This window comes from Novosphingobium sp. FW305-C-111 (assembly GCF_058783565.1).
The window spans coordinates 173,974-195,802 of record NZ_JBYSYP010000002.1 but is presented as its reverse complement, the minus strand read 5'-3'; the positions used below and the strand labels follow the sequence as shown (position 1 = coordinate 195,802).

Annotated in this window: 25 protein-coding genes; 13 read left to right on the top strand and 12 right to left on the bottom strand. The window is 67.5% G+C overall.

The genetic code is table 11. The annotated features are described in order from the left end of the window. Nucleotides 1-10: 10 nt before the first annotated feature. The gene (locus AC3WLD_RS03500; protein ID WP_492555533.1) at nt 11-1,252 is read right to left on the bottom strand and encodes a TIGR04063 family PEP-CTERM/XrtA system glycosyltransferase; all 1,242 of its coding nucleotides are present in this window, start codon (nt 1,250-1,252) and stop codon (nt 11-13) included. Between the two features lie 99 nt (nt 1,253-1,351). Here AC3WLD_RS03500 and AC3WLD_RS03495 point away from each other — a divergent pair, with 99 nt between their 5' ends. The 3 genes from AC3WLD_RS03495 (at nt 1,352) to AC3WLD_RS03485 (ending at nt 3,394) form a co-directional block, all read left to right on the top strand. Beyond that, nucleotides 1,352-1,501 (top strand): hypothetical protein, encoded by a 150-nt coding sequence (locus AC3WLD_RS03495; protein ID WP_492555532.1) that lies wholly within the window; start codon nt 1,352-1,354, stop codon nt 1,499-1,501. Beyond that, the gene (locus AC3WLD_RS03490; RefSeq protein ID WP_492555531.1) at nt 1,494-2,867 is read left to right on the top strand and encodes a putative O-glycosylation ligase, exosortase A system-associated; all 1,374 of its coding nucleotides are present in this window, start codon (nt 1,494-1,496) and stop codon (nt 2,865-2,867) included. The genes AC3WLD_RS03495 and AC3WLD_RS03490 overlap by 8 nt, the downstream gene beginning before the upstream one ends. 77 nt (nt 2,868-2,944) lie before the next feature. Further along, nucleotides 2,945-3,394 carry a MaoC family dehydratase gene (locus tag AC3WLD_RS03485; protein ID WP_492555648.1) on the top strand — a complete coding sequence of 150 codons (450 nt, stop codon included), beginning with the start codon at nt 2,945-2,947 and terminating at the stop codon, nt 3,392-3,394. Nucleotides 3,395-3,445: 51 nt separating this feature from the next. Here AC3WLD_RS03485 and AC3WLD_RS03480 read toward each other — a convergent pair whose 3' ends face one another. Further along, nucleotides 3,446-4,699, bottom strand: a complete 1,254-nt coding sequence (locus AC3WLD_RS03480) for a polyhydroxyalkanoate depolymerase (RefSeq protein WP_492555530.1) — start codon at nt 4,697-4,699, stop codon at nt 3,446-3,448. Nucleotides 4,700-4,864: 165 nt separating this feature from the next. Here AC3WLD_RS03480 and AC3WLD_RS03475 point away from each other — a divergent pair, with 165 nt between their 5' ends. The 5 genes from AC3WLD_RS03475 to AC3WLD_RS03455 all read left to right on the top strand — a co-directional run bounded on the left by AC3WLD_RS03475 (nt 4,865) and on the right by AC3WLD_RS03455 (nt 10,737). Then, nucleotides 4,865-6,670, top strand: coding sequence for an ABC transporter transmembrane domain-containing protein (locus tag AC3WLD_RS03475; RefSeq protein ID WP_492555529.1), 1,806 nt, complete (start codon nt 4,865-4,867; stop codon nt 6,668-6,670). A gap of 113 nt (nt 6,671-6,783) precedes the next feature. Continuing rightward, on the top strand, nt 6,784-8,910 hold the full coding sequence (locus AC3WLD_RS03470; protein WP_492555528.1) for a M13 family metallopeptidase: 2,127 nt from the start codon (nt 6,784-6,786) through the stop codon (nt 8,908-8,910). A 65-nt stretch (nt 8,911-8,975) separates the two neighbouring features. After that, a complete protein-coding gene (locus AC3WLD_RS03465; RefSeq protein ID WP_492555527.1) occupies nt 8,976-9,791 on the top strand; it encodes an undecaprenyl-diphosphate phosphatase in 816 nt (271 codons plus the stop codon). Between the two features lie 315 nt (nt 9,792-10,106). Next, nucleotides 10,107-10,376: a GlsB/YeaQ/YmgE family stress response membrane protein gene (locus AC3WLD_RS03460; RefSeq protein ID WP_492555526.1), complete on the top strand. Its 270-nt coding sequence runs from the start codon at nt 10,107-10,109 to the stop codon at nt 10,374-10,376. Between the two features lie 76 nt (nt 10,377-10,452). Beyond that, complete coding sequence (locus tag AC3WLD_RS03455) at nt 10,453-10,737, top strand: hypothetical protein (RefSeq protein ID WP_492555525.1); 285 nt, start codon at nt 10,453-10,455, stop codon at nt 10,735-10,737. 308 nt (nt 10,738-11,045) lie between these two features. Here AC3WLD_RS03455 and phhA read toward each other — a convergent pair whose 3' ends face one another. After that, the gene (gene phhA / locus AC3WLD_RS03450) at nt 11,046-11,972 is read right to left on the bottom strand and encodes a phenylalanine 4-monooxygenase (RefSeq protein ID WP_492555524.1); all 927 of its coding nucleotides are present in this window, start codon (nt 11,970-11,972) and stop codon (nt 11,046-11,048) included. A 99-nt stretch (nt 11,973-12,071) separates the two neighbouring features. Between phhA and ppk2 the strand changes: the two genes are divergently transcribed. From ppk2 to ribA, 5 genes are all read left to right on the top strand, one after another. Continuing rightward, nucleotides 12,072-12,851 (top strand): polyphosphate kinase 2, encoded by a 780-nt coding sequence (ppk2, locus tag AC3WLD_RS03445; protein WP_492555523.1) that lies wholly within the window; start codon nt 12,072-12,074, stop codon nt 12,849-12,851. Nucleotides 12,852-12,961: 110 nt separating this feature from the next. Further along, nucleotides 12,962-13,129, top strand: a complete 168-nt coding sequence (gene rpmG / locus AC3WLD_RS03440) for a 50S ribosomal protein L33 (RefSeq protein ID WP_011446825.1) — start codon at nt 12,962-12,964, stop codon at nt 13,127-13,129. 90 nt (nt 13,130-13,219) lie between these two features. After that, nucleotides 13,220-13,888: a LolA family protein gene (locus AC3WLD_RS03435; protein WP_492555522.1), complete on the top strand. Its 669-nt coding sequence runs from the start codon at nt 13,220-13,222 to the stop codon at nt 13,886-13,888. Between the two features lie 293 nt (nt 13,889-14,181). Next, nucleotides 14,182-14,973 carry an exodeoxyribonuclease III gene (locus AC3WLD_RS03430; protein WP_492555647.1) on the top strand — a complete coding sequence of 264 codons (792 nt, stop codon included), beginning with the start codon at nt 14,182-14,184 and terminating at the stop codon, nt 14,971-14,973. After that, a complete protein-coding gene (gene ribA, locus AC3WLD_RS03425) occupies nt 14,970-16,034 on the top strand; it encodes a GTP cyclohydrolase II (RefSeq protein WP_492555521.1) in 1,065 nt (354 codons plus the stop codon). The genes AC3WLD_RS03430 and ribA overlap by 4 nt, the downstream gene beginning before the upstream one ends. A 34-nt stretch (nt 16,035-16,068) precedes the next feature. Here ribA and AC3WLD_RS03420 read toward each other — a convergent pair whose 3' ends face one another. The 9 genes from AC3WLD_RS03420 to panC all read right to left on the bottom strand — a co-directional run bounded on the left by AC3WLD_RS03420 (nt 16,069) and on the right by panC (nt 21,741). After that, nucleotides 16,069-16,371, bottom strand: a complete 303-nt coding sequence (locus tag AC3WLD_RS03420) for a hypothetical protein (protein ID WP_492555520.1) — start codon at nt 16,369-16,371, stop codon at nt 16,069-16,071. Nucleotides 16,372-16,430: 59 nt separating this feature from the next. Next, entirely contained in the window at nt 16,431-16,784 is a 354-nt protein-coding gene (locus AC3WLD_RS03415; protein WP_492555519.1) for a hypothetical protein, read from the bottom strand. A 46-nt stretch (nt 16,785-16,830) separates the two neighbouring features. Beyond that, nucleotides 16,831-17,772, bottom strand: coding sequence for a right-handed parallel beta-helix repeat-containing protein (locus tag AC3WLD_RS03410; protein WP_492555518.1), 942 nt, complete (start codon nt 17,770-17,772; stop codon nt 16,831-16,833). A gap of 83 nt (nt 17,773-17,855) precedes the next feature. Beyond that, the gene (locus AC3WLD_RS03405) at nt 17,856-18,194 is read right to left on the bottom strand and encodes a hypothetical protein (protein ID WP_492555517.1); all 339 of its coding nucleotides are present in this window, start codon (nt 18,192-18,194) and stop codon (nt 17,856-17,858) included. 74 nt (nt 18,195-18,268) lie between these two features. Then, complete coding sequence (locus tag AC3WLD_RS03400; RefSeq protein ID WP_492555516.1) at nt 18,269-19,138, bottom strand: 3-hydroxyacyl-CoA dehydrogenase NAD-binding domain-containing protein; 870 nt, start codon at nt 19,136-19,138, stop codon at nt 18,269-18,271. Between the two features lie 87 nt (nt 19,139-19,225). After that, nucleotides 19,226-19,789, bottom strand: a complete 564-nt coding sequence (locus tag AC3WLD_RS03395) for a cob(I)yrinic acid a,c-diamide adenosyltransferase (RefSeq protein WP_492555515.1) — start codon at nt 19,787-19,789, stop codon at nt 19,226-19,228. Nucleotides 19,790-19,805: 16 nt separating this feature from the next. Beyond that, nucleotides 19,806-20,033 carry an HIG1 domain-containing protein gene (locus AC3WLD_RS03390; protein ID WP_492555514.1) on the bottom strand — a complete coding sequence of 76 codons (228 nt, stop codon included), beginning with the start codon at nt 20,031-20,033 and terminating at the stop codon, nt 19,806-19,808. Further along, nucleotides 20,030-20,872 (bottom strand): tRNA glutamyl-Q(34) synthetase GluQRS, encoded by an 843-nt coding sequence (gluQRS, locus tag AC3WLD_RS03385; protein ID WP_492555513.1) that lies wholly within the window; start codon nt 20,870-20,872, stop codon nt 20,030-20,032. The genes AC3WLD_RS03390 and gluQRS overlap by 4 nt, the downstream gene beginning before the upstream one ends. A 14-nt stretch (nt 20,873-20,886) precedes the next feature. Then, on the bottom strand, nt 20,887-21,741 hold the full coding sequence (gene panC / locus AC3WLD_RS03380) for a pantoate--beta-alanine ligase (RefSeq protein ID WP_492555512.1): 855 nt from the start codon (nt 21,739-21,741) through the stop codon (nt 20,887-20,889). Between the last annotated feature and the right edge of the window lie 88 nt (nt 21,742-21,829).

Here is a 21,829-nt window from a genome sequence, read left to right as displayed (position 1 = left end):
CCAAAGCCGCTCAGGCCGCGGCAGAGGTGCGATGTTCCGGCCTTCCGGCTAACACGGTTTGGTAAACGTCATGATAACGCCGGACGTTGCGAGCCCAGTCGTGCTCACGCGCAACGAAGGCTTCGGCAATGGCGCGGCGGGCGGGCCACAGCGCGGGCTGGGCGAGGAGCAGGTTGAGCGATTCGGCCAGGCCCGCCGGGTCGTCGGGCGGGAACAGGGTCCCGGTTTCGCCGTCGCGAATGAGTTCGCGGTGCCCCCCGACATTCGAGGCGGCGACGAGCTTGCCTTGGGCCATGGCCTCCAGTGGCTTCAGCGGCGTGACCAGTTCGGTCAGCCGCATCGCCTTGCGCGGGTAGCAGACCACGTCCACCAGCGAATAATAGCGGTCGACCTCCGAGTGGGGAACGCGGCCGACGAAGCGGATTGCGTCGCGTGCCGGTGAAGCCGCGGCCTGCTCGCGCAGAGCCGCCTCCGCCGGGCCGCCGCCGACCAGCAGCAGCGCAGCGCCGGGATGCACGGCGACGATTGCGGGCATGGCCGCGATCAGGTCATCGAGCCCTTCATAGGGGTAATAGCTGCCGAGAAAACCAATTACCGGGCCCTCGCCCAGCCCCAGCTCGGCGGCGAGCGCCGCGTCGCGGGGCAGGGCCGATCCGAACATTTCGAGATCCACCCCGTTTGGCATGATCGACAGCTTGGCGGGCGGCGTGCCCCGAGCGACCAGGTCGTCGGCCAGGCCGCGGCAGATCGTGACCACCGCGTCCGCCCCGGCGACGGCGCGGTTTTCCAAGTGGCGGGTCAGGCGGAACTTGAGCGAGCCCTCGCTCCCGGTGCCGTTTCCGGCAGCGGCGTCCTCCCAGAAGGCGCGGATCTCATAGACCAGCGGGATGCCGAGCGCCTTGCCGGCCCGCAATGCGGCGAGGCCGCACAGCGCCGGCGAGTGGGCGTGGAGCACGTCGGGCCGCCATTCGCGGGCGAGCGCCTCGATTCGCTTGGCCAGCGCCGCGACCTCGCGCCATTCGCGCAGGCCCGGCGGGCCTTCGGGCGCGCCCTCCGTGCGGTCGAAGCGCAGGCCCTCGAACATCCCTGCCGCGTTCGCCTCGGTCCCGCCCCAGGCCAGCTGGCGCTGGCCGGTCACCGCGCGCACCTCCAGCCCGTCCGCCTCCTGCGCGCGCAGGATCGCGCGGGTGCGGAAGGTATAGCCGCTATGCAGCGGCAGCGAATGGTCGAGGACGTGGAGCACCCGGGTCATGCGCCGATTTCCTGCCAGAGAAGGCTTAACGGCGCGTCAACCCCGCCGCGCTAGGACGGGACCGAACAGCCGGAGCGGCCCCGCGCCACCACCAGACCCATGATCGACAAGATCACCATCCTGATCCCCCACATCCTGATGGGAATCGCTGTCTGGCGGCTGCTGCTGCGCGACGACCTCGACCGCGACCCGCTGACTGACCCGGCCCCGCCGCAGATCTTCCGCAAGCGCCCGCGCCGCGATGCTTGACCTGTTCTTCCTCGCCTTCGTCGGCCTGTTCCTGCTCGCCGGGTTCAAGCGGCCGTTCCTGCTGGTGCTGGTCTATGCCTACATCGACATCGTCGCGCCGCAGAAAGTCGCGTGGGGCATCCTCACCAAGATCCCGATCTCGCTGGTTGCCTTCACTCTCGCCTTCGGGGCCTGGGTCCTGCTCGACGACAAGCGCGGCACACGGCTGTCGTTCCGCCAGCTGCTGATGGTCCTTCTCCTCGCCTATTGCGGGCTGACCACGCTGGGCGCGGACTTTCCGGCGGAAGCGGCGGAGAAGTGGTCGTGGGTGTGGAAGGCACTGCTGTTCGCGATCTTCCTGCCGCTGACCCTGCGTACCCGCCTCAGGATCGAGGCGCTGGCCCTCGTCATGGTCCTGTCGATCGCGGTGATCGTCATCGGCGGCGGGATCAAGACGCTGGCCGGCGGCGGCGGCTACCAGTCGCTCAAGCTGCTCGTGAACGACAACAACGGTCTGTACGAGGGCTCGATCATCAGCTGCGTCGCGTTTGCGGTGATCCCGCTGATCGTCTGGCTGGTGCGCCACGGCACGGTCTTTCCAAAGAGCAAGCCGGTGATCCTGTTCGCGGTCGCCCTGTCGTTCGCCTGCTTCCTCATGCCCATCGGCACCCAGGCGCGCACCGGGCTGGTCTGCGGGGCGGTGCTGGCGCTGCTGTCGCTGCGCTCGGTCAAGAACCGCTTCCTCTATGTCGCGGCGCTGGGCGCGGCGGCGCTGATCGTCACCCCGCTCCTGCCCGACAGCTTCACCAAGCGGATGAGCACCATCGAGAGCCACAAGTCCGACCAATCGGCCTCGACCCGCGTCGCGGTGTGGAAGTGGACGATCGAGTACGTGAAGGCCAACCCCCTCGGCGGCGGGTTCGAGGTCTATCGCCAGAACAAGCTGGTCTACGAAACCGTCAGCGAGACGCGGACCGAGGACAACATCATCGCGCTCGAAAGCGAACAGATCGTCGAGGAAGGCCGCGCCTTCCATTCCAGCTACTTCGAGATGCTGGGCGAGCAGGGCTTCCCCGGCCTGGCGCTGTGGCTGATGCTCCACGTGCTTGGCGTGTGGCAGATGGAGATCCTCCGCCGACGCTACCACAAGCGCGACGAACCTGACCTCGCGTGGATTTCGCCGCTCGCCAACTCGCTGCAGCAGGCGCAGATCGTCTATCTTGTCGGCTCGCTGTTCGTCGGAATCGCTTTCCAGCCGTTCTGCTACATGCTGGTCGGGCTGCAGTGCGGCCTGTGGAGCTACGTGCGCCGGCTCGAAAAGCGTCCGGTTGCCGCGTCCCCTGCGTCCCCGCATGCGGGCAGAACGGTCAGGGTAGCGCCCGCCTGATTGCGAAATTCCTGCGGCCCGTCCATGAAGCACCGGGAATCATACCGCACGGAAGGATCGCAGAAATGGCGAAAATGATGGCTCCGCAAGAGATCAAGGCGCTCGAGGGGCAGCAGGTCGGCACCTCGGATTGGGTCGAGGTCAGCCAGGACCGGATCAACAAGTTTGCCGAGGCGACCGGTGATTTCCAGTTCATCCACATCGACGAGGAAAAAGCCAAGCTGACCCCATTCGGCGGGACCATCGCGCACGGTTTCCTTACCCTGTCGCTAATTCCGGTACTGACTGCCGAAAGCGACTGTCCGCGCGTTGCCGACATCAAGATGGCGGTCAACTACGGCGGCAACAAGACCCGCTTCATCGCGCCGGTTCGATCGGGCAAGCGTGTGCGCGGCGTGTTCAAGCTCCTCGAACTCGACGAGAAGCGCCCCGGTCAGTGGCAGCAGACCATGGAGATCACCATCGAGATCGAGGGCGAGAGCAAGCCGGCCCTGATCTGCGAATGGATCACGCAGTTCTTCGTCTGATATGCGTCGGGATGGGCGCGGGCATCGGTCCCGCGCCCTCCTGAAACCGGTTCAGCCTACGGCTTTGAGCCTGCGGCTTGCCGCCTTCTCGTGCTTGACGATCCAGGCGTCGACGACGGGCGCGATCGAGCCGCGCCACTTCGAGCCGTTGAAGATGCCATAGTGACCCACCTCAGGCGCGAGATGGTACTTCTTCATCGCTTCCGGCAGATTCGGCGTGACCTTGAGCGCGGCCCTGGTCTGGCCGATGCCCGAGATGTCGTCGCGCTCGCCCTCGATGCACAGGATCGCGGTGTCGGTGATCTTGCCGAGGTCGACCGCCTTGCCGCGGTGGACCATCTCGCCCTTGGGCAGCAGGTGTTGCTGGAAGACGACGTCGACGGTCTGGAGGTAGAATTCCGCCGGAAGATCGCACACCGCGCGATATTCGTCGTAGAACGCCTTGGTCGCGTCGGCGCTCTCGCCGTCGCCCTGGACCATGTGCTTGAACAGGCCGTAGTGGCTCATCATGTGGCTGCCGAGGTTCATGCTCATGAAGCTGGCGAGCTGGACGAACCCCGGATAGACGCGCCGCCCTTCGCCCGGGTAATTTGCCGGCACCGTGGTGATCACGTTGTGCTTGAACCAGACGTAGGGCTTGGTGATCGCGTGATCGTTGACCGCGGTCGGGCTTTCACGGGTATCGATCGGCCCACCCATCATGGTCAGCGTCACGGGGCGGCAGGGATGCTCGTTCGCGCCCATGATCGCGGTTGCGGCGAAGGCCGGGACCGAGGGCTGGCATACGGCCATGGCGTGCGCGCCCGGGCCGATATGCTCGAGGAACCCGACGACGTAGTCGATGTAATCGTCGAGATCGAACACCCCTTCTTCCAGGGGCACGTATTTCGCGTCGGCCCAGTCGGTGATGTAGACGACGCAGCGCTCCAGCATTCGCTCGACCGTGCCGCGCAGGAGCGTGGCAAAATGCCCGCTCATCGGCGCGACGATCAGCAGCCGCGGCGCATCCTCGGGCAAGCCTTCATGCGTGAACTTCTTGAGGTCGCCGAACGGCCGGTGGACCTCGGTCACCTCGGTCACCGCGCGGACGGTGCCATCGACAGTGACCGTGCGGATGCCAAAGGCGGGCTTGCCGCGCGGCGCGGCGGCGTGGGCGAACACGTCGAGCGCCGAGGCGATCGTCTGGCCGAAGCCGAGGTTGGCCGGCGGGAAACGGGGATCGGCGAAGAACTCCGCCATGATCGAAGCGCTGGCGCTGCCGGCATTGAGCCAGGCGCGCTGGAGTTCGTGAATCTTGTACAGCATGGCTGTCTATCCTTCTGCGCGCCCCCCGGCGCGGACTCGTCATAGGTGAGATTGCCCCGGTTTTGTCGCTTGTGCAACGCAGCAAAGTGTTCGCGGTTGCAAAAACGCCTGCGCCTGTCGCACAGTTCACTTTCGGGACGGGCCTGCATCGGCTAGGCGGACGGGATGGACGAGGGACAGATCAGGGACGAAGGCGCGACCGCCGCCGATCCGAAGCCGGCACGCAGCCTGGGGCCGCTGCGGATGATCTGGCGCGAGGCCGCGAAGTACCCGGGGCACGTCGCGGTCGCGGCCCTGGCCCTGATGGTCACGTCCGGCGCGACCCTGGCTATCCCGGCAGGCTTTCGCCTGGTCATCGACAAGGGCTTCAGCAAAGGCGCCGACGTCGCCCAGATCGCGCACTGGTTCGAGTACCTGCTCGGCATCGTCGTCGTGCTGGCGCTGGGCACCGCGGTGCGCTTCTATTTCGTCTCCTGGCTGGGCGAGCGGGTCGTCGCCGACGTCCGCCTGAAGGTCCAGGGCAACCTCTTGCGCCTGCCGCCGAGCTTCTTCGAGGCCAACAGCCCGAAGGAAATCTCCAGCCGGATGACCTCGGACACTGCAATCATCGAGCAGGTCGTCGGGACCACCGTCTCGGTCGCCCTGCGCAATGCGATCACTGCGGTCGGCGCGGTCATCTACCTGTTCTTCCTCGCGCCCAGGCTGACCGGCATCGTCCTGCTCGGCATTCCGCTGGTGGTTCTGCCGCTGGTGTTCTTCGGCCGCCGCCTGCGCACTGTCGCACGCTCGAGCCAGGACCGGGTCGCCTCGATCGGGGTGATCGTCTCCGAAGTGCTCGGCGCGATGCGGGTGGTCCAGTCATTCGGACAGGAAGGCCGCGAGCTCGAACGCTTCCGGGACCGGGTCGAACACACCTTCGACGTCGCCAAGAATCGCATCCGCCTGCGTGCGTTCATGACCTCCATCGTCATCCTGCTGGTGTTCGGCGGCATCGTCATGCTCGTCTGGGAGGGCGCGCTCGGCGTAGCCGAAGGGACGATCAGCGGCGGGACGATTTTCGCGATCGTCGTCACGGCCGGCCTCGCCGCCGGCGCGCTCGGCGCTTTGAGCGAGGTCTATGGCGACCTTCTGCGCGGCGCAGGCGCGGCCAGCCGGCTCAACGAACTGCTCAACGAAAAGCCGACCATCGCCCCGCCCGCCCGGCCGCAGGCGCTCCCCGTCCCGGCGCGCGGGCAGCTCGCCTTCCAGAACGTCAGCTTCCGCTACCCGACGCGGCCCGAGACCCTGGCGCTCATCGACTTCGACCTGACGGTCGAGCCGGGCGAGACCGTGGCCATCGTCGGGCCCTCGGGCGCGGGCAAGTCGACCCTGTTCCAGCTCGCCCAGCGTTTCTACGATCCCGAAGCGGGCGCAATCCGGCTCGACGGGGTGGCGCTGACCTCGGCTGATCCGGCGGAGATCCGTGCCCGCATGGCGCTTGTCCCGCAGGACGGCACGCTGTTCGCGGCCAGCGCCCGCGACAACCTGCGCTATGGCAACTGGGGCGCGGACGACGCCGCGATCTGGGAAGCGGCGCGCGCCGCCAATGCCGAGGACTTCATCCGCAACCTCCCGCAAGGCCTCGACACCTTCCTCGGCGAAGACGGCGCACGACTTTCGGGCGGCCAGCGCCAGCGCATCGCCATCGCTCGCGCCCTGCTGCGTGACGCGCCGATCCTGCTGCTCGACGAGGCGACCAGTGCGCTCGACGCCGAAAGCGAGCGGCTGGTCCAGGACGCGCTCGACCGTCTGATGAAGAGCCGCACCACGCTGGTCATCGCCCACCGCCTCGCTACCGTGCGCGAGGCCGACCGGATCGTGGTGATGGACGAGGGCCGGATCGTCGAGCAGGGCACCCATGGGTCGCTCAGCGCCGCCAATGGTCTCTACGCGCGCCTGGCCCGGCTCCAGTTCGACGGCATGGCCGCCTGAGCGGGCCATTCGGCGAAGGCATTATCGCTTTCGACCAACGACGTGGTGTTCAGCCGCGTTTAAGCGGCTAGAAGCAATCCAGTCGCAACCGTAACCACCCCGGGGGTTCATCCATGCTTCGTGCGTTCGCCGTCCTTGCGGCCACTGTTTCGCTTTCCGCCCTGTCGCTGCCAGCCCGTGCCGAGACCGCGCCGGCCCCGGCCGCGCCCGCTCTCGCCGCCCCGACCTATCCCGCATGGGGCTATGACGTCGCCGACCTCGACGCCGCAGTGAAGCCGGGGGACGACTTCAACGCGTACGTCAACGGCAAGTGGGAGAAGCGCACCGAGATTCCGCCGCAGTATCCGCTCGCCGGTCCCGCGCTGGACCTCACGCTGGGCGCGCAGCATGACCTCGGCCTCGCCATCGCGGACCTCATCAAGAGCAACCCGGCACCCGGCACTCTCGAGCGCCGGATTGCCGACGCCTACACCTCCTACCTCGATGTCGATGCGATCAACGCCGCCGGAATGGCGCCGGCGAAGCCCTGGCTGAACAGCATCGCCAGCGCCAAGACCCGCCAGCAGCTCCTCGAGCTGATGGCCAAGCCCGGCTATCCTTCGCCGATCGGCATGGGCGTGACGATCGACCCCAACGCGCCGGACCGCAACACCGTGGGCGTCAACGTCGGCGGGATCGGACTGCCGGACCGCGACAACTACCTCGTCGCCACCGACCGCAATCTCGAAATGCAGGCCAAGTACAAGGAGTACCTGACCTTCGTGCTGGGCAAGGCCGGATATGCCGATCCCGCGGCTTCCGCGGACGCGGTCATGGGCTTCGAGAAGCAGATCGCGGCGCTGATGTGGGACCGCACCATCGCCCGCAACCCGGTGATCACCAACAACCCCATGACCGGCAAGGAGCTGGTCGCGATGTCGGGCAAGTTCCCGATGGCGCGGATGCTCGCGGCGTCCGGTCTCAAGCTGGATGACAGCTTCAACGTCAGCGAAGTTCCGCTGGCCGCCGGCGAGGCGGAGACCGCCGGAGTCAAGGCGGACGATGCCGCCAAGCTCGGTGGCGGCTTCCCCGCGCTGCTGTCGCTGCTGCAAACCACCCCGCTGCCGACGCTGCGGGCGTGGATGACCGCGCAGTTCCTCACCACCTATGCCTCGATCCTGCCGGCCGATCTCGATGCCGCGCGCTTCGATTTCTACAGCGGCTATCTCCAGGGCCGGAAGGCCCAGCGCCCGCGTGACCAGCGCGCTGTCGGCTTCGTCGAGGGGGCCATGGGCGAGGCGCTGGGCAAGGTCTATGTCGAGCGCAACTTCCCGGCCTCGAGCAAGACCGCGATGCTCGAACTCGTCGGCAACCTGCGCACGGCGATGGCGGCGAACCTCAAGGACCTGCCGTGGATGAGCCCGGCGACCCGCGCCGAGGCCGAGAAGAAGCTTGCGGCGTTCACCGTCAAGATCGGCTACCCGGACAAGTTCGAGACTTACGAGGGCATGGACATCCGCCCCGGCCAGCCGCTGGCCAATGCGGTCGCCGCCTCCGACTGGGCGTGGCAGAAGCAGCTGCGCGAACTGCGCCAGCCGGTCGACAAGACCAAGTGGCTGATGACCCCGCAGACGGTCAACGCCTACTACATGCCCCCGGCCAACGAGATCGTCTTCCCGGCCGCCTACCTGCAGGCCCCCAACTTCAACCCCAACGCCGATCCGGCGGTCAACTATGGCGCGATCGGCGCGACCATCGGCCACGAGATCGGCCACGGCTTCGACGACCAGGGCTCGCAGTACGACGGCACCGGCGCGCTCAGGAACTGGTGGACCGACGAAGACCGCAAGACCTTCGACGCGCTCGGCGCGAAGCTGGTTGCGCAGTACAACACCTACTGCCCGTTCGACGAAGGCAAGACCTGTGTGAACGGCCAGCTCACGCTGGGCGAGAACATCGGCGACCTCGGCGGGCTGATGATGGCCTACCAGGCCTACAAGCTCTCGCTCGGCGGCAAGGACGCGCCGGTGATCGACGGGCTGACCGGCGACCAGCGTTTCTTCATCGGCTATGCCCAGCACTACCGCGGCAAGTGGAGCGAGGCGCTGGCCCGCCAGATCCTCCAGACCGATCCGCACTCGCCCGACGCGGCGCGGGTCAACTTCGTCCTGCGCAACTTCGATCCGTGGTACGAGGCGTTCGGGGTCAAGCCCGGCGACAAGCTCTACCTGCCGCCGGAAGAGCGCGTCCGCATCTGGTGATGAAAAAGCGGTAACCCGGGAGCGGCGCGCTTGACACGAAGCGCCGCCCCGGCGACCCCGCGCGGATGGACAGCACCACCGTTACCGCCATCCTCCTCGGCATCGTCGAGGGCCTGACCGAGTTCATTCCGGTCTCCTCCACCGGCCACCTGATCCTCGCGTCCGAGCTGTTCGGATACGATTCGGCGCAGTGGGCGATGTTCAACGTGGTGATCCAGCTGGGGGCGATCCTGGCGGTCGTGGTCCAGTACTGGCGGACGTTCTGGGCGGTCGGCTGGGGACTGCTGCGGCTCGAGCCGATCAGCTTGCGCTTTACCCGCAACCTGCTGCTGGCGTTCATGCCCTCGGCGGTGCTGGGCCTGCTGCTCAAGGACTACATCGACGTCCTGCTCGAAAGCCCGATGGTCGTCTGCTGGGCGCTGATCGTCGGCGGCATCGCGATCATCGCGATCGAGAAGGTGGCCAAGCCCGGTCCGCCGAGCGGCATCGGCCAGCTCCCGGTGCGGCAGGCGGTGGGCGTCGGGCTGATGCAGTGCCTCGCCATGGTGCCTGGCGTCAGCCGCTCGGGCGCGACGATCATGGGGGCGCTGGCCATGGGCATCGAGCGCCGTACCGCAGCCGAATTCAGCTTCTTCCTCGCCGTCCCCACCATGCTCGGCGCCTCCACCCTCGAAATCCTCGACAATCGCCACGAGCTGGCGGCGGGGACGATGGCGGTCGGCTGGGGCGAGATCGCGATCGGCTTTGCGGTGTCGTTCGTCGTGGCGCTGGCGGTGATCCGGCTGTTCGTCGGCTATGTCAGCCGCGCCGGGTTCACTCCGTTCGCATGGTACCGGATCGTGGCCGGGATCGCCGCGCTGGCATGGCTCACCCTGACCTGAGCGGTTCCAGTGCCCGCGAGGGTGACACCGGGTTACACCGTGTCACCCTGCATTCCGCTTGCATATCAGCATCCTGAGATCGACCGGACGGGTTACACCCGTGCGGGAAGCGCGCGTCTCCCGGGTGCCAAAAAAGCGCGAACCGACAAAATCAAAGAGCTGCAGGCGGCGGTGCCACAAGCGCGGCCTGTAGGACAGCGCCCATCAATTTGAAGACCCGCGGTGAGCCGTCGGCACTCCATTCGTCGCAATTCCGGAACCAAACGACGGCCTCGTGAATTTCGCCGTCACATCGATAATCAAGGGAATTTCGACATGGGCCTCATCATCGTTCTTATCGTCGGCGGCGTGCTTGGCTGGCTGGCGAGCATCGTCATGCGCACGGATGCCCAGCAGGGCATCTTCCTCAACATCGTGGTCGGCATCGTTGGCGCTCTGCTCGCCGGCTTCATCCTGACCCCGCTGCTGGGCGGTGCGCCGATCACTTCGGGTGCGTTCGATATCCGCTCGCTCCTGGTCTCGTTCCTGGGCGCGATCGTCCTGCTGGCGATCGTCAACCTGGTTCGTCGCGGTTCGGTGCGTTAAGCCACCGGTACAACGGCAAAAATGGGGACGGCTGGCAACGGCCGTCCCCTTTCATAAGCAGAAGGGGAATAAACATATGAAGAGCATCCTGAAGGGCGCGATGATCGCCTCCGTCGCCGCGATGGGCCTTGGCCTTGCCGCCTGCGACTCCAAGCAGGAAAACGCTGCCGAGGACCAGGCCCAGGCCGTCCGCGAGAGCGCTGACGCCACCGCCGACGCGATGGAGAACACCGCCGACAAGATGGGCGGCGCCTCGGAAGACGCCATGGAAAACAAGGCCGACGCCGTCCGCGAAGCGGGCGAGAAGAAGGCCGACCAGATGGAAGACAACGCCGACAAGATGGACAAGACCCCGGGCTGATCCGGGCGATCCTCACGTTGACGCGTGGACCGGCGTCGGGGCAACCCGGCGCCGGTTTTGCGTTTGGGCGGGCAAGACCCTGCCCACACCATCGCAAGTCCCCTCCGTCCTGAGCCTGTCGAAGGACCGCCCTGTCCTTCCACGCCGCGAAGAAGAAAGACTGTGCTGCGACAGGCTCAGCACGGACGGTGGTGGGCCTTTTCAATCACGTGATTCGTCATTGCGAGGCCGAAGGACGCGGCAATCCAGGGCGGCCCCGCCGTCGCTGGATCCCGTTGTCGCTGCGCTCCTCGCAATGACGATATGATTTAAACGGCGGCCGCCCCAGACCCCCGCCCGCCGCGCAGGTGGTACTCCAGCGTGCCCCGATGAAGCACGTTGTCGATGTCGATCACCGCGGTGTTGGCATACGTGAACCCCGGGCCCAGCCCGCGATAGAGCCGGTCGAAGTCGCGCTCGACGGTCTGGTGATAGAGGTCCTCGAAGCTCTCGATGACGAAATAGGTCGGCTGGAGATCGTCGATCACGTAGTCGGTGCGCATTACCCGGTCGACGTTGAGGAACACCCGGTTGGGCGACTGCGCCTCGAGCGCGAACACCGCCTCGGCCGGGCCGGAGAGAATGCCGGCGCCATAGGCGCGCAGGTCGTCCCCCTCCATCACCAGTCCGAACTCGACCGTGTACCAATAGAGCGCGCCCAGCGCCTTCAGCCGGTTGTGGCGCATCGCCTTCCAGCCGGCGCGGCCATAGGCCTGCATGTAATCGGCATAGACCGGGTCGGCGAGCATGGGGACATGCCCGAACACGTCGTGGAAGACGTCCGGCTCCTCGATGTAGTCGAAGGTCTCGCGGGTGCGGATGAAGTTGCCGGCGGGAAAACGGCGGTTGGCGAGGTGCCAGAAGAACACGTGATCGGGGATCAGCATCGGCACCGGCACCACGCTCCACCCGGTCAGCGCGCCGAGCTCTTGCGACAGGTGCGCGAAGTCGGGCACCCCGCCGCGGCCGAGGCCGAGCTTCTGCAGGCCGGCCATGAATGCGGTGGCGGCCCGGCCGGGGAGGATGTCCATCTGACGCGCGTAAAGCTCGTCCCAGATCCGGTGCTCGTCCGCCGAGTAGGCGTGCTGCGCCGGTTCGAGCCAGTCCTCGCCGACATGCGGCGGGCGCTTCAGCGGCGCGGTGAACACGCCCGCAGGAAGGTTGGGGAGGCGGTCGAACTCGCCTGGAAGGTCCAAGGTCTCTGGCATGGTTGCAATTGCAACCTCTACCACCGGGCGTGACAGGCTGCAAACCGGCGCTAGTCTCGGGGCGGACGACTCGGGCGGAGGGCCAGGATGGGCAAGCTGAAGCGCAAGAAATACGACCGGCTGCTCGAACCGCTGGAGGAAGAGCTCGTCGCCATGGCGCGCTGGGCCGCGTCAACCGGCGCACGGATCATGGTGCTGTTCGAGGGGCGCGACACCGCCGGCAAGGGCGGGGCGATCAAGGCGGTTTCCGAACGGCTCAATCCGCGCCAGTGCCGGGTCGTCGCGCTGGCCAAGCCGAGCGACCGCGAGCAGACCCAGTGGTACTTCCAGCGCTATGTCGAACACCTGCCGGCGGCGGGCGAGATCGTGCTGTTCGACCGTTCGTGGTACAACCGCGCCGGGGTCGAGCGGGTGATGGGCTATGCCACCCCGGCGCAGGTCAACTCGTTCCTTGCGGAAGTCCCCGCGTTCGAGAAGATGCTCATCGACGAGGGCATCCTGCTGTTCAAGTACTGGCTCGCCTGCGACCAGAAACAGCAGGAGAAGCGCCTGGCCGAGCGCCACGGCGATCCGCTCAAGCAGTGGAAGCTCTCGCCCGTCGATCTCGCCGCGCGCGACAAGTACGCCGCCTATACCGAAGCGCGCGAGGTCATGTTCGAGGCCACCCATACCCCGCACGCGCCGTGGACCCTGGTCGACTTCAATGACCAGCGGCTGGGCCGGCTGACCCTGATTCGCGACATGCTCGACCGCCTGCCCGACACCACGGTCGAACCGCCCGCGCTCGACCTCGAACCACTCGCCGGGACGCTGCACGAGGAGGAATACCGCGTCCTTCAGCCGATTCCGGCCTTCGGAGCAGACTGACTCGCCTTGACTTTGCCGCGCCGCTCGCGCAAGGGCGGCCCCTTCCAAGGCGGCGTGGCAACGCGCCGCCCGACTTGTTTATACGCGCGCTTGGATTTCAGGAATTCGCCATGGCAAAGCCGACCACCGTCAAGATCCGCCTGGTTTCGACCGCGGACACCGGTTTCTTCTATGTCACCAAGAAGAACCCCCGCAACACGACCGAGAAGATGACCTTCCGCAAGTACGATCCCGTCGTGCGCAAGCATGTCGAGTTCAAGGAAGCGAAGATCAAGTGATGCTTGCGGGCGGGTGTCCGCCCCTGCATTAACCGCCGGAACCACAGGGGTTCACGGCGGGTTCAAAGCCGAAACCATACAGGAACGGCTATGAACACGATCAAATCCCCCCTCCTTCGCAAGACCGCGCTGATGCTCGCCGCGCCTGCCCTGGCGCTGGGCGGCGTGGGCGCAGCCGTGGTCCAGACCGCCAGCGCCGCCGCCCCCGCTGCCTCCAGCGACGTCGAGCGCGCGGTCGCCGCGCTTCGCGCCATTTCGACGATGCGCGCCGATTTCGTCCAGACCGACCGCAACGGCCAGCGCCTGTCGGGCGTGATGACGCTCAAGCGCCCGGGCAAGATCCGCTTCCAGTACCAGCAGGGCGTGCCGCTGCTGATCGTCTCGGATGGCGCCTCGCTCAACATGATCGACTACGAGGTCCGCCAGGTCCAGCGCTGGCCGATCAAGAATTCGCCGCTTGGCGCGCTGCTCGATCCCAATCGCGACGTCGCCCGCTATGCCCGGCTGATCCCGACGCAGAGCCCTGACGTGATCAGCGCCGAGGTCAAGGACCCCAAGCACCCCGAATACGGCACGATCACGATGATCTTCATCCGCAAGGCCTCCGCGCCGGGCGGGCTCGAGCTGTCGAGCTGGGTGGCCATCGATTCGCAGAACAAGCGCACGACCATCCGCCTGTCGAATCATCAGTACGGGCTGGCCGTGTCGGACAACACTTTCCGCTGGAACGATCCGCGCGGAAAGTCGGGCCGTCGCTGAGGAATCTCGGCTCGTCCGGGGTTTGTTCGCCCCTTGCGACAAACCGCGACTTTCCTGACGCGCCCGTTCATCAGGCAGCAAGCGCCACGGGCCTAGAAGGACATCGAACACAGCGGTCGAGGCGGGTTTCCCCCCTGTTGCCCGAACCTCTTTCCAGCCGCCTGTTCAAGCGTGACGAACGCAAATGGAACCCTCGCCCCAATGCCCCCGGGGCGAGGGTTTTCCTTTGCCGGCTTTGCGCCCCGCTTGCCGCCCCCGGCCAAGCTGCCTAAAGCCCCGCCATGGCTTCCCCCATGCTCTCCGTAGCCACCTGGAACATCAATTCGGTCCGCCTGCGCCTCGACCAGGTCGAACGCGTGCTCACCGAGCAGTCGCCCGATGTGCTGTGCCTGCAGGAGATCAAGTGCGCCGAACACCTGTTCCCGCACGAGATGTTCGAACGGCTCGGCTATACGCATCGCGCGGTGCACGGACAGAAGGGCTACCACGGCGTCGCCACGGTCAGCCGCATCCCGTTCCGCGAGTTCGGGCGGCACGACTGGCAGGACAACGGCGAGGCCCGCCATGTCGGGGTCGAGCTGCTCGGCCCCGGACAGGGCGTGGTGGTGGAGAACGTCTATATCCCCGCCGGCGGCGACATTCCCGACCGCGAGACGAACCCGAAGTTCGGCCAGAAGCTCGACTTCCTCGAGCGGATGACCCGCTGGGCCGACAAGGTCGACCGCCCGACGCTGATCGTCGGCGACTTCAACATCGCCCCGCTCGACTGCGACGTCTATGACCACAAGGCGCTGCTCAAGGTGGTCAGCCACACGCCGGTGGAGGTGGAGGCGCTGACCCGGTTCATGGACGCGCATGGCTGGGCTGACCTCGGGCGCAAGCACATTCCCGCGCCGGACCGCAACTACTCGTGGTGGTCCTACCGCGCCTATTGGCGGAACAAGGACCAGGGCCGACGGCTCGACCACATGTGGGCTTCGCCGGAGCTTGCCGCCCAGTCCGTCTCGCACCGCTTCGTCGAGGAGACCCGGCGCTGGGAGCAGCCGTCCGACCACGTGCCGCTGGTAACGGAGTTTGCGCTTTGAGCGATACCCGCGCCGTGGCCCGTGCGCTCGACGCGCTGCGCCACGGCTGGGCGATTCGCGTTTCGCAGGGCGGCGCTGCACTGGTCCTGCTCCCGGCAGAGACCGGCTTTGCCGAAACCGGCCTCGCCGCGCGTCACCTGCTCATCTCCGCGGCACGGGCAGTGACGCTCAAGCTCGCCAACCAGCGCGAGGCGGCAGTGCCCGAGGCGCCCGTGCTCATCCGCGGGGCAGAGCCGTTTACGCTCGACGACGCGCGCAGCCTTGCCGATCCGGCGCTCGACCTCGCCCACCCCTTGCGCGGGCCGTTCCGCGCCGAACCCATCGATGCGCCGGCCGCGGCCGTGGCGGCGATGGAGCTCGCCCGGCTCGCCGGGATCCTGCCCGCTTTCATGGTGCTGCCCGATGGTGATCCCGCCGCCGAGGTGACAGTCGCCGACCTCGCCGCATGGAAAGACCCGGCCAATCTCACCATCCAGGCCCGCGCCCGGCTCCCGGTCTCGGTCTGCGACCAGGCCGAGATCGTCGCCTTCCGCGCCCGCGACGACCTGCGCGAGCACGTCGCGCTGGTGCTGGGCCGCCAGGGCGGCGACCGCCCGCCATTGGTCCGCCTGCACAGCGAATGCCTGACCGGCGACGTGCTCGGCAGCCTCAAGTGCGACTGCGGCCCGCAGCTCGACGCGGCGCTCGCGGCGATGGCGGACGAGGCCAATGCCGGCAGCTGGGGCGTGCTCCTCTACCTGCGCCAGGAAGGCCGGGGCATCGGCCTGATCAACAAGCTGCGCGCCTATGAGCTCCAGGACCAGGGGTTCGACACGGTCGATGCCAACGAACGGCTGGGCCTGCCCAACGAAGCGCGCGACTTTCCGGTGGCGGCGCGGATGCTAGACCTGCTCGGCGTCGGCACGGTACGGCTGATGACCAACAACCCGGCGAAGGTCGCGGCGCTCGAGGGCGTCGGGGTGCGCGTTGCGGAGCGGGTGCCGCACCAGCTTCCCGCCAATCCGCACAACGCCCGCTACCTCGATACCAAGCGCGACCGCTCGGGCCACCTGCTGGGCTGACGGGCGAGGCCTTTTGGCCCCGCCCGATGCCCACCTAGATCGCCCGCCACACGATCGCGACGATGCACAGCGCAATCGCCGCGACCGCGATCGCCGCGTTGAGCATGTCGCGCGGCGAGAAGCGGTCGATATGCTCGGCGCGGAAGGCGCGGTACTGCGCGGCGATCGCGGTGTTGCTGGCAACCTGCGCCACGTCGAGCGATGACGCCTGCCTGGCGAACCAGTTTCGCACCAACGAGATCTCTTCGTCGTCGAGGGCGGGATAATCGGCAAGCAGGGCTTCGATGTGCGTGCGCCTCGCCTCGCGGGCTAAGCGATGATGGTCGTGGGTATCCATGATGTCTGTCCTTCGAAATTGCAGGGGTCCGGCGCCGGAGGGCGCACGGATCGGCAAGATCAGGACAGCGGCGGGGCCTGCGGAGCGGGGCCCCGGGAAAGACTGGGCCAGGTCGGAGGGCCGGTCGCAGGGGGAATCTGATAGGTGGGTGCCGGGCGCTCCTGTGCGGACGGCAACAGGTCATGCGCGGAGGTATCGCCTCCGGGGGCCGGAGCCGGGAGAACTATCGCCTTGCGCACCGCCTCGCGCCGGTCGGGGGCGACTGCGACATCGCTGGTCGCGGCGCTGAAGGCGGAGCCGCTGACCCGCTCGACCGGCGCGCCGACCGGCTGGGCCGCGTGGAACGCCACCGTCAGCATCATGGCCAGCGCGGCGAAGCGCGCCAGCAGGGTCGAAGAGAGCCGGTTCAGCACTTCGCCAAGATAAGCGCTGCGACGCCGTTACGCAAATCGCTGAAGTTCAACGCTTCTCGAACTTGCGTATCCCGGCACCCAGCGTGTTCGCCCCGATCTCGATGCGGTTGCCGGTCCAATCGCAGACGAATGCCGTGTCATAGGAAACGCCCGGCGCAAACCGCGCGTCGTTGTCGCGGATGACGAGGCCGTCGGCGGTCTTCCACGGGCCTTCCGGTCCCACCGTGATGAACGCGGTGGTGTTTTCCTTGTTGCGCCCGGCGACCATCCAGTTGCGTGCGATCAGGCCGGTCCCGCCGATTGACATGTCGATCATGTAGTTGGTGTCGCGCCCGCCCGAATCGTCGAACGAGTTGTCGGTGATCTCGACCCGGGTGGCGCGGGTCTTGATGTAATGGCCGCCCCGGCCCTGCTCGAAACGCGAGCGGCGGACGGTCAGGCTGCCGTAGTCGCCGACATAGATCGAGTGCGCGCACGAAAGCCCCCGATCACATCGACCGAGGCGCGAGAACGTCGATTTCTCGACGACCACGTTCCCCGCCAGATCGGGAGCGGTGAGAATGCCCTGCTCTGCGTCGCGGAACCATGACTGGGTGACCGACAGGTTGCCGCGCTCCAGCCGGATTCCCGCGCCGTTGCCGTCGGCTACGCGCTGGTTCTGGAAGATCACCCCGCTGACCGACAGGCTGCGTCCGCGCATGACGTAGGTCGCCTTGCCCTCGCAGATGCCTCCGTCGAAAATCACCTGCCCCGGCGCATCGGCGATGAGCGTGACGTCGGCACCGAGCTGGAGGGCGCAGTCACGGTAGGTGCCGGCGGCAATGCGGATCGTGCCGACACCGTCGCCGATACTGCCGACCGCGTCCTGCAGGGTCGCGAAGCCTTGGCCGGTCTCCACGCGCATGAACGGGGCACGCGCCGACTGCGCCGATCCGGTTGCTGGGAGCATGGCAACAAGGGCGGCGAGGAGGAGGCGGGCGCGGATCATGGCTACCTCATAGCACCGCCCTGTCCTCCGTGGCCGGCTGGATGCGAGCTGTCCCGGATTGCAACGACTGTTGCCGCGAGTCCTTACGGCGCGCCGCGCGGTGTCTCGTCATCGATGCCGGCTTCGCCCAGCATGCCTTCCTCGTCATCATCGCTGCGTTCACCGCGATAAGCGCTCATGTCGATGCGCCCGCTGGTGACCATCTGCTCCATGTGGTCGACGAGGTCGGGAAGCCCTTGCGCGTCGTCTTCGGAACCGGCGCGTTCGGTGTCGCTGCCCTCGAACGACGAGCGGCGGCCGAGCGCCTCGTCGGCAAGGGTCTGGGCCTGTGCGTCCTCGTCCTGCTGCTCGACGTTGCGCGCCTCGGGCGGGAGCTGCGCATCAGCGCGGTCTTCTGAAGTCTGGTCGATCGGGCGGTCCATCTCGGGTTCTCCGGCGCGGCGCGAGGAATGCGCCGCTTTGCCGGATTACGCCCGAGACAGCCCAGTCGTTCCTGTCAGCGCGTCGGGACCGGGGCCTCGCCCGAATAGTCGTAGAAACCGCGCCCGGTCTTGCGGCCGAGCCAGCCGGCCTCGACGTACTTCATCAGGAGCGGGGCGGGCCGGTACTTGCTGTCGCCGGTGGTGTTGTAGAGCACCTTGACGATGTCGAGGCAGGTGTCGAGCCCGACGAAGTCAGCGAGCTCCAGCGGCCCCATCGGATGGTTGAGGCCGATCCGGCAGCCCTTGTCGATGTCGGCGATGTTGGCCGTGCCCTGGCCGAGCACGAATACCGCCTCGTTGATCATCGGCAGGAGGATGCGATTGACGACGAAGCCAGGCTCGTCCTCGGTCTGGACGATCTCCTTGCCCAGCGCCTCGGCAAAGGCACGGGTCCGGGCGACCGTGTCGCGGCTGGTGGCAAGACCGGGGATCACCTCGATCAGGCCCATGACCGGAACCGGGTTGAAGAAGTGCAAGCCGATGAACCGCTTGGGATCTGGGCTCGAGGTCGCCATGCGGGTGATGGGGATCGAACTGGTGTTCGATGCCATGATCGCGTCCGGGCCGAGGACCTTGCCGGCGGCCTCGAAAATCCTGCGCTTGATTTCCTCGCGCTCGGTGGCCGCCTCGATGATCAGCTGCGCTTCGGCCATCGGGGCATAGTCGCCGACCGGGGTGATCCGCGCCAGCGCCGCCTCTGCCTGATCGGGGGTCATTTTCTCGCGGCTGACGAGGCGGGCGAGGCTCTTCTCGATGCCGGCCTTGCAGCGCTCCGCAATCGCGACGTCGACATCGGTCAGGAGAACCTTCATTCCCGACTGGGCGACGACCTGCGAAATCCCCGAGCCCATCTGGCCCGCGCCAATGATCGCGACTGTCTGCATGTGCGAAATCCCTCACTGTCGCGGAGTCGGCTCCGCAGGTTGCGGGGCGTAGCGCCGCGCTGACTCCTTCGCAAGTGCAGCAATGGACTAGCGGTTCGCGCCGGGAACCCACTTCACGTCGGCTGCGCCATCGTCGTTGAGGACGCGGGCAAGCACGAACAGGTAATCCGACAGGCGGTTGAGGTAGGCGAGCGCGGCCGGGTTGACCGGCTCGGTCGCGGCCAGCGCCGCCCCCGCCCGCTCCGCCCGGCGGGCGATAGCACGGGCGAGATGGACCCGCGCCGCGCCCTCGCTGCCGCCGGGCAGAACGAAGCTGGTCAGCGGGGCGAGGCGCTCGTTGGCAGAGTCGATCACGGTTTCGAGCCAGGCGACCTGCGATGGCACGATCCGTAGCACCATGTCCGAAGGCGCGAAGTCCTTGGCCGGCGTGGCGAGATCGGCGCCGAGATCGAACAGGTCGTTCTGTATGCGGGTGAGCGTGGCCGCCGCGCCTCCGGCGTGGAGCACGGCCAGACCGATGGCCGAGTTCAGCTCGTCGACTTCGCCGATCGCGTGCATCCGCGCATCGTGCTTGGCCCGGCGCGAGCCGTCGACGAGGCCGGTGGTGCCGTCGTCGCCGGTGCGGGTGTAGATCTTGTTGAGCTTGACCATCGCGGGCCGCGCTGGATCAGCGCGCCACCGCCATCAGGATCGCCAGCGCGACGATAGCCAGCGCCTGGTACTTGATCCGCGCGAACATCATCTTGTTCTGTCGCAGCTGCGACGGCGTCGCCCCGGTGCCGGTGTGTTCGAGATCCTCGCGCGTCGATTGCATGAACGCAGCGATCCCGCGCACCAGCGCAATCACGACCATGGCCATGAGGATCAGGATGATGGGGACGAGGATGAGTTTCATGGCATCCTATCTAGGTAATCCGCCGCCTGAATTCCAGCGGGAAAGCGGTTTCGGCGCAGGGATTCGGCCAGCGCCCTGCCGTCCTCCCCCGCCCGCCGCCGGTCGGCGAGCGACGGGCTGCCGCGGCGCTTGGCGAGCTTGCGCCCGCCGGCTTCAACCAAGACCCGGTGATGGTGCCAGACCGGCACCGGCAGGCCGAGCAGCGCCTGGAGCAGCCGGTGGATGTGAGTCGCGGCGAACAGGTCCTGGCCCCGCGTGACCACGGTGACCCCGTCCGCCGCATCGTCGAGCGTGGCGGCGAGGTGGTAGCTGGCCGGCGCGTCCTTGCGCCACAGGACGACATCGCCGAGGCGTTCAGGGGCTGCACGCTGCGGCCCCGCCAGTTCGTCGGCCCATTCGAGAGGGCCTGCCATTGCGGTGGCCCGCGCCACGTCCAGCCGCCACGCCGCACCGTCACCGGTCACATCGCGTTCGCGGCAAGTGCCGGGATAGACCGGCCCCTCCGGCCCGGCCTCGTGCGCGGCAACGGCGATCTCGGCGCGCGTGCAGGTGCAGGGATAGAGCAGCCCCATGCCGCGCAGCCGCTCGGCGGCGGCCCGGTAGTGCTCGATCCTCTCGGACTGCGGCGCCACTTCGCGCCACGACAGGCCTAGCCAGGCAAGGTCGTCCCGAAATTCGTCGGCCAGTTCGGGCCGGCTGCGGGTGCCGTCGATATCCTCGATCCGCAGCAGGAAGTCCCCGCCGCCCGCCCCCGCCCGGTCATGCGCGATCACCGCCGCGTAGACATGGCCTAGGTGCAGCGAGCCGTTCGGGCTGGGTGCGAACCGGGTGCGCAGCATGGCGGCGGGCCGCGCTATCCCACCGGCATGTTGTCGATCAGCCGCGCCGGGCCGATCCGGGCCGCGACCAGCAGCCGCGCCGGACGCCCCGTGAGCGCGGCCAGCTCCTCCAGCGTCGCGGCGTCGCGCAGGTCGGCATAGTCGATCGAGGCGAAGCCGCCGGCGAGGATTGCGCCGCGCAGCTTTTCCAGCGCGCCAGGAACCGCTGCCCCGCCTTCGATCGACGCAATCGCCGCGCGCATCGCGACGTTGAGGCTAGCCGCCTGCTGGCGCTCGGTCGGCGAGAGGTACTGGTTGCGGCTGCTCATCGCCAGCCCGTCCGCCTCGCGCACCGTCTCGACCCCCAGGATCGCGTCGGCATGGGGCAGGACCAGGTCCAGATCGCGGGCCATGCGGCGGATGACGGCGAGCTGCTGCCAGTCCTTCTCCCCGAACAGCGCAATGTCGGGGCGGACCTGGTTGAACAGCTTGCACACCACCGTCGCCACGCCGTCGAAATGGCCGGGCCGCGCCGCGCCGCAGGCGACCTCGCTGACCCCGGAGACCGAAACGTTGGTCGCGTAGCCCGCCGGGTACATGACATCGACCGTCGGTGCCCACAGGATCGACACGCCCTCCGCCTCGAGCAGCGCGGCGTCCTGCGCCATGCGCCGGGGATAGGCATCGAGATCCTCGTTCGGGCCGAACTGGCGGGGGTTGACGAAGATCGAGGCCGCGACGTGCGTGGCGCGCTTCCTGGCCTCGCGCACCAGCGTCAGGTGGCCCTCGTGCAGCGCGCCCATCGTCGGGACCAGCGCGAGGGTGGCCCCGTCCCGTTTCAGGGCGGAAACCGCGCTGCGCAGCTCGTCAAGCCCAGAGATGGTTTGCACAGGCCCAGCCTCTCCTTTATCCGCAAAGCATGGCGCTTCGCCGGCGGCTTCCTAGCCGTGGCAACGCCCGGGCAGCAACACGTCTAAC

Excerpts from the sequence above, each read along its gene's own strand:
- AC3WLD_RS03495 (WP_492555532.1), top strand. The coding sequence starts at position 1,352 with ATGATCGACAAGATCACCATCCTGATCCCCCACATCCTGATGGGAATC.
- AC3WLD_RS03470 (WP_492555528.1), top strand. The coding sequence starts at position 6,784 with ATGCTTCGTGCGTTCGCCGTCCTTGCGGCCACTGTTTCGCTTTCCGCC.
- AC3WLD_RS03455 (WP_492555525.1), top strand. The coding sequence starts at position 10,453 with ATGAAGAGCATCCTGAAGGGCGCGATGATCGCCTCCGTCGCCGCGATG.
- AC3WLD_RS03405 (WP_492555517.1), bottom strand. The coding sequence starts at position 18,194 with ATGGACCGCCCGATCGACCAGACTTCAGAAGACCGCGCTGATGCGCAG.
- AC3WLD_RS03460 (WP_492555526.1), top strand. The coding sequence starts at position 10,107 with ATGGGCCTCATCATCGTTCTTATCGTCGGCGGCGTGCTTGGCTGGCTG.
- AC3WLD_RS03395 (WP_492555515.1), bottom strand. The coding sequence starts at position 19,789 with ATGGTCAAGCTCAACAAGATCTACACCCGCACCGGCGACGACGGCACC.
- AC3WLD_RS03430 (WP_492555647.1), top strand. The coding sequence starts at position 14,182 with ATGCTCTCCGTAGCCACCTGGAACATCAATTCGGTCCGCCTGCGCCTC.
- AC3WLD_RS03465 (WP_492555527.1), top strand. The coding sequence starts at position 8,976 with ATGGACAGCACCACCGTTACCGCCATCCTCCTCGGCATCGTCGAGGGC.
- ppk2 (WP_492555523.1), top strand. The coding sequence starts at position 12,072 with ATGGGCAAGCTGAAGCGCAAGAAATACGACCGGCTGCTCGAACCGCTG.
- rpmG (WP_011446825.1), top strand. The coding sequence starts at position 12,962 with ATGGCAAAGCCGACCACCGTCAAGATCCGCCTGGTTTCGACCGCGGAC.
- AC3WLD_RS03420 (WP_492555520.1), bottom strand. The coding sequence starts at position 16,371 with ATGGATACCCACGACCATCATCGCTTAGCCCGCGAGGCGAGGCGCACG.
- AC3WLD_RS03490 (WP_492555531.1), top strand. The coding sequence starts at position 1,494 with ATGCTTGACCTGTTCTTCCTCGCCTTCGTCGGCCTGTTCCTGCTCGCC.
- AC3WLD_RS03480 (WP_492555530.1), bottom strand. The coding sequence starts at position 4,699 with ATGCTGTACAAGATTCACGAACTCCAGCGCGCCTGGCTCAATGCCGGC.
- AC3WLD_RS03500 (WP_492555533.1), bottom strand. The coding sequence starts at position 1,252 with ATGACCCGGGTGCTCCACGTCCTCGACCATTCGCTGCCGCTGCATAGC.
- AC3WLD_RS03400 (WP_492555516.1), bottom strand. The coding sequence starts at position 19,138 with ATGCAGACAGTCGCGATCATTGGCGCGGGCCAGATGGGCTCGGGGATT.
- AC3WLD_RS03475 (WP_492555529.1), top strand. The coding sequence starts at position 4,865 with ATGGACGAGGGACAGATCAGGGACGAAGGCGCGACCGCCGCCGATCCG.
- AC3WLD_RS03435 (WP_492555522.1), top strand. The coding sequence starts at position 13,220 with ATGAACACGATCAAATCCCCCCTCCTTCGCAAGACCGCGCTGATGCTC.
- AC3WLD_RS03390 (WP_492555514.1), bottom strand. The coding sequence starts at position 20,033 with ATGAAACTCATCCTCGTCCCCATCATCCTGATCCTCATGGCCATGGTC.
- AC3WLD_RS03485 (WP_492555648.1), top strand. The coding sequence starts at position 2,945 with ATGGCTCCGCAAGAGATCAAGGCGCTCGAGGGGCAGCAGGTCGGCACC.
- gluQRS (WP_492555513.1), bottom strand. The coding sequence starts at position 20,872 with ATGCTGCGCACCCGGTTCGCACCCAGCCCGAACGGCTCGCTGCACCTA.
- AC3WLD_RS03410 (WP_492555518.1), bottom strand. The coding sequence starts at position 17,772 with ATGATCCGCGCCCGCCTCCTCCTCGCCGCCCTTGTTGCCATGCTCCCA.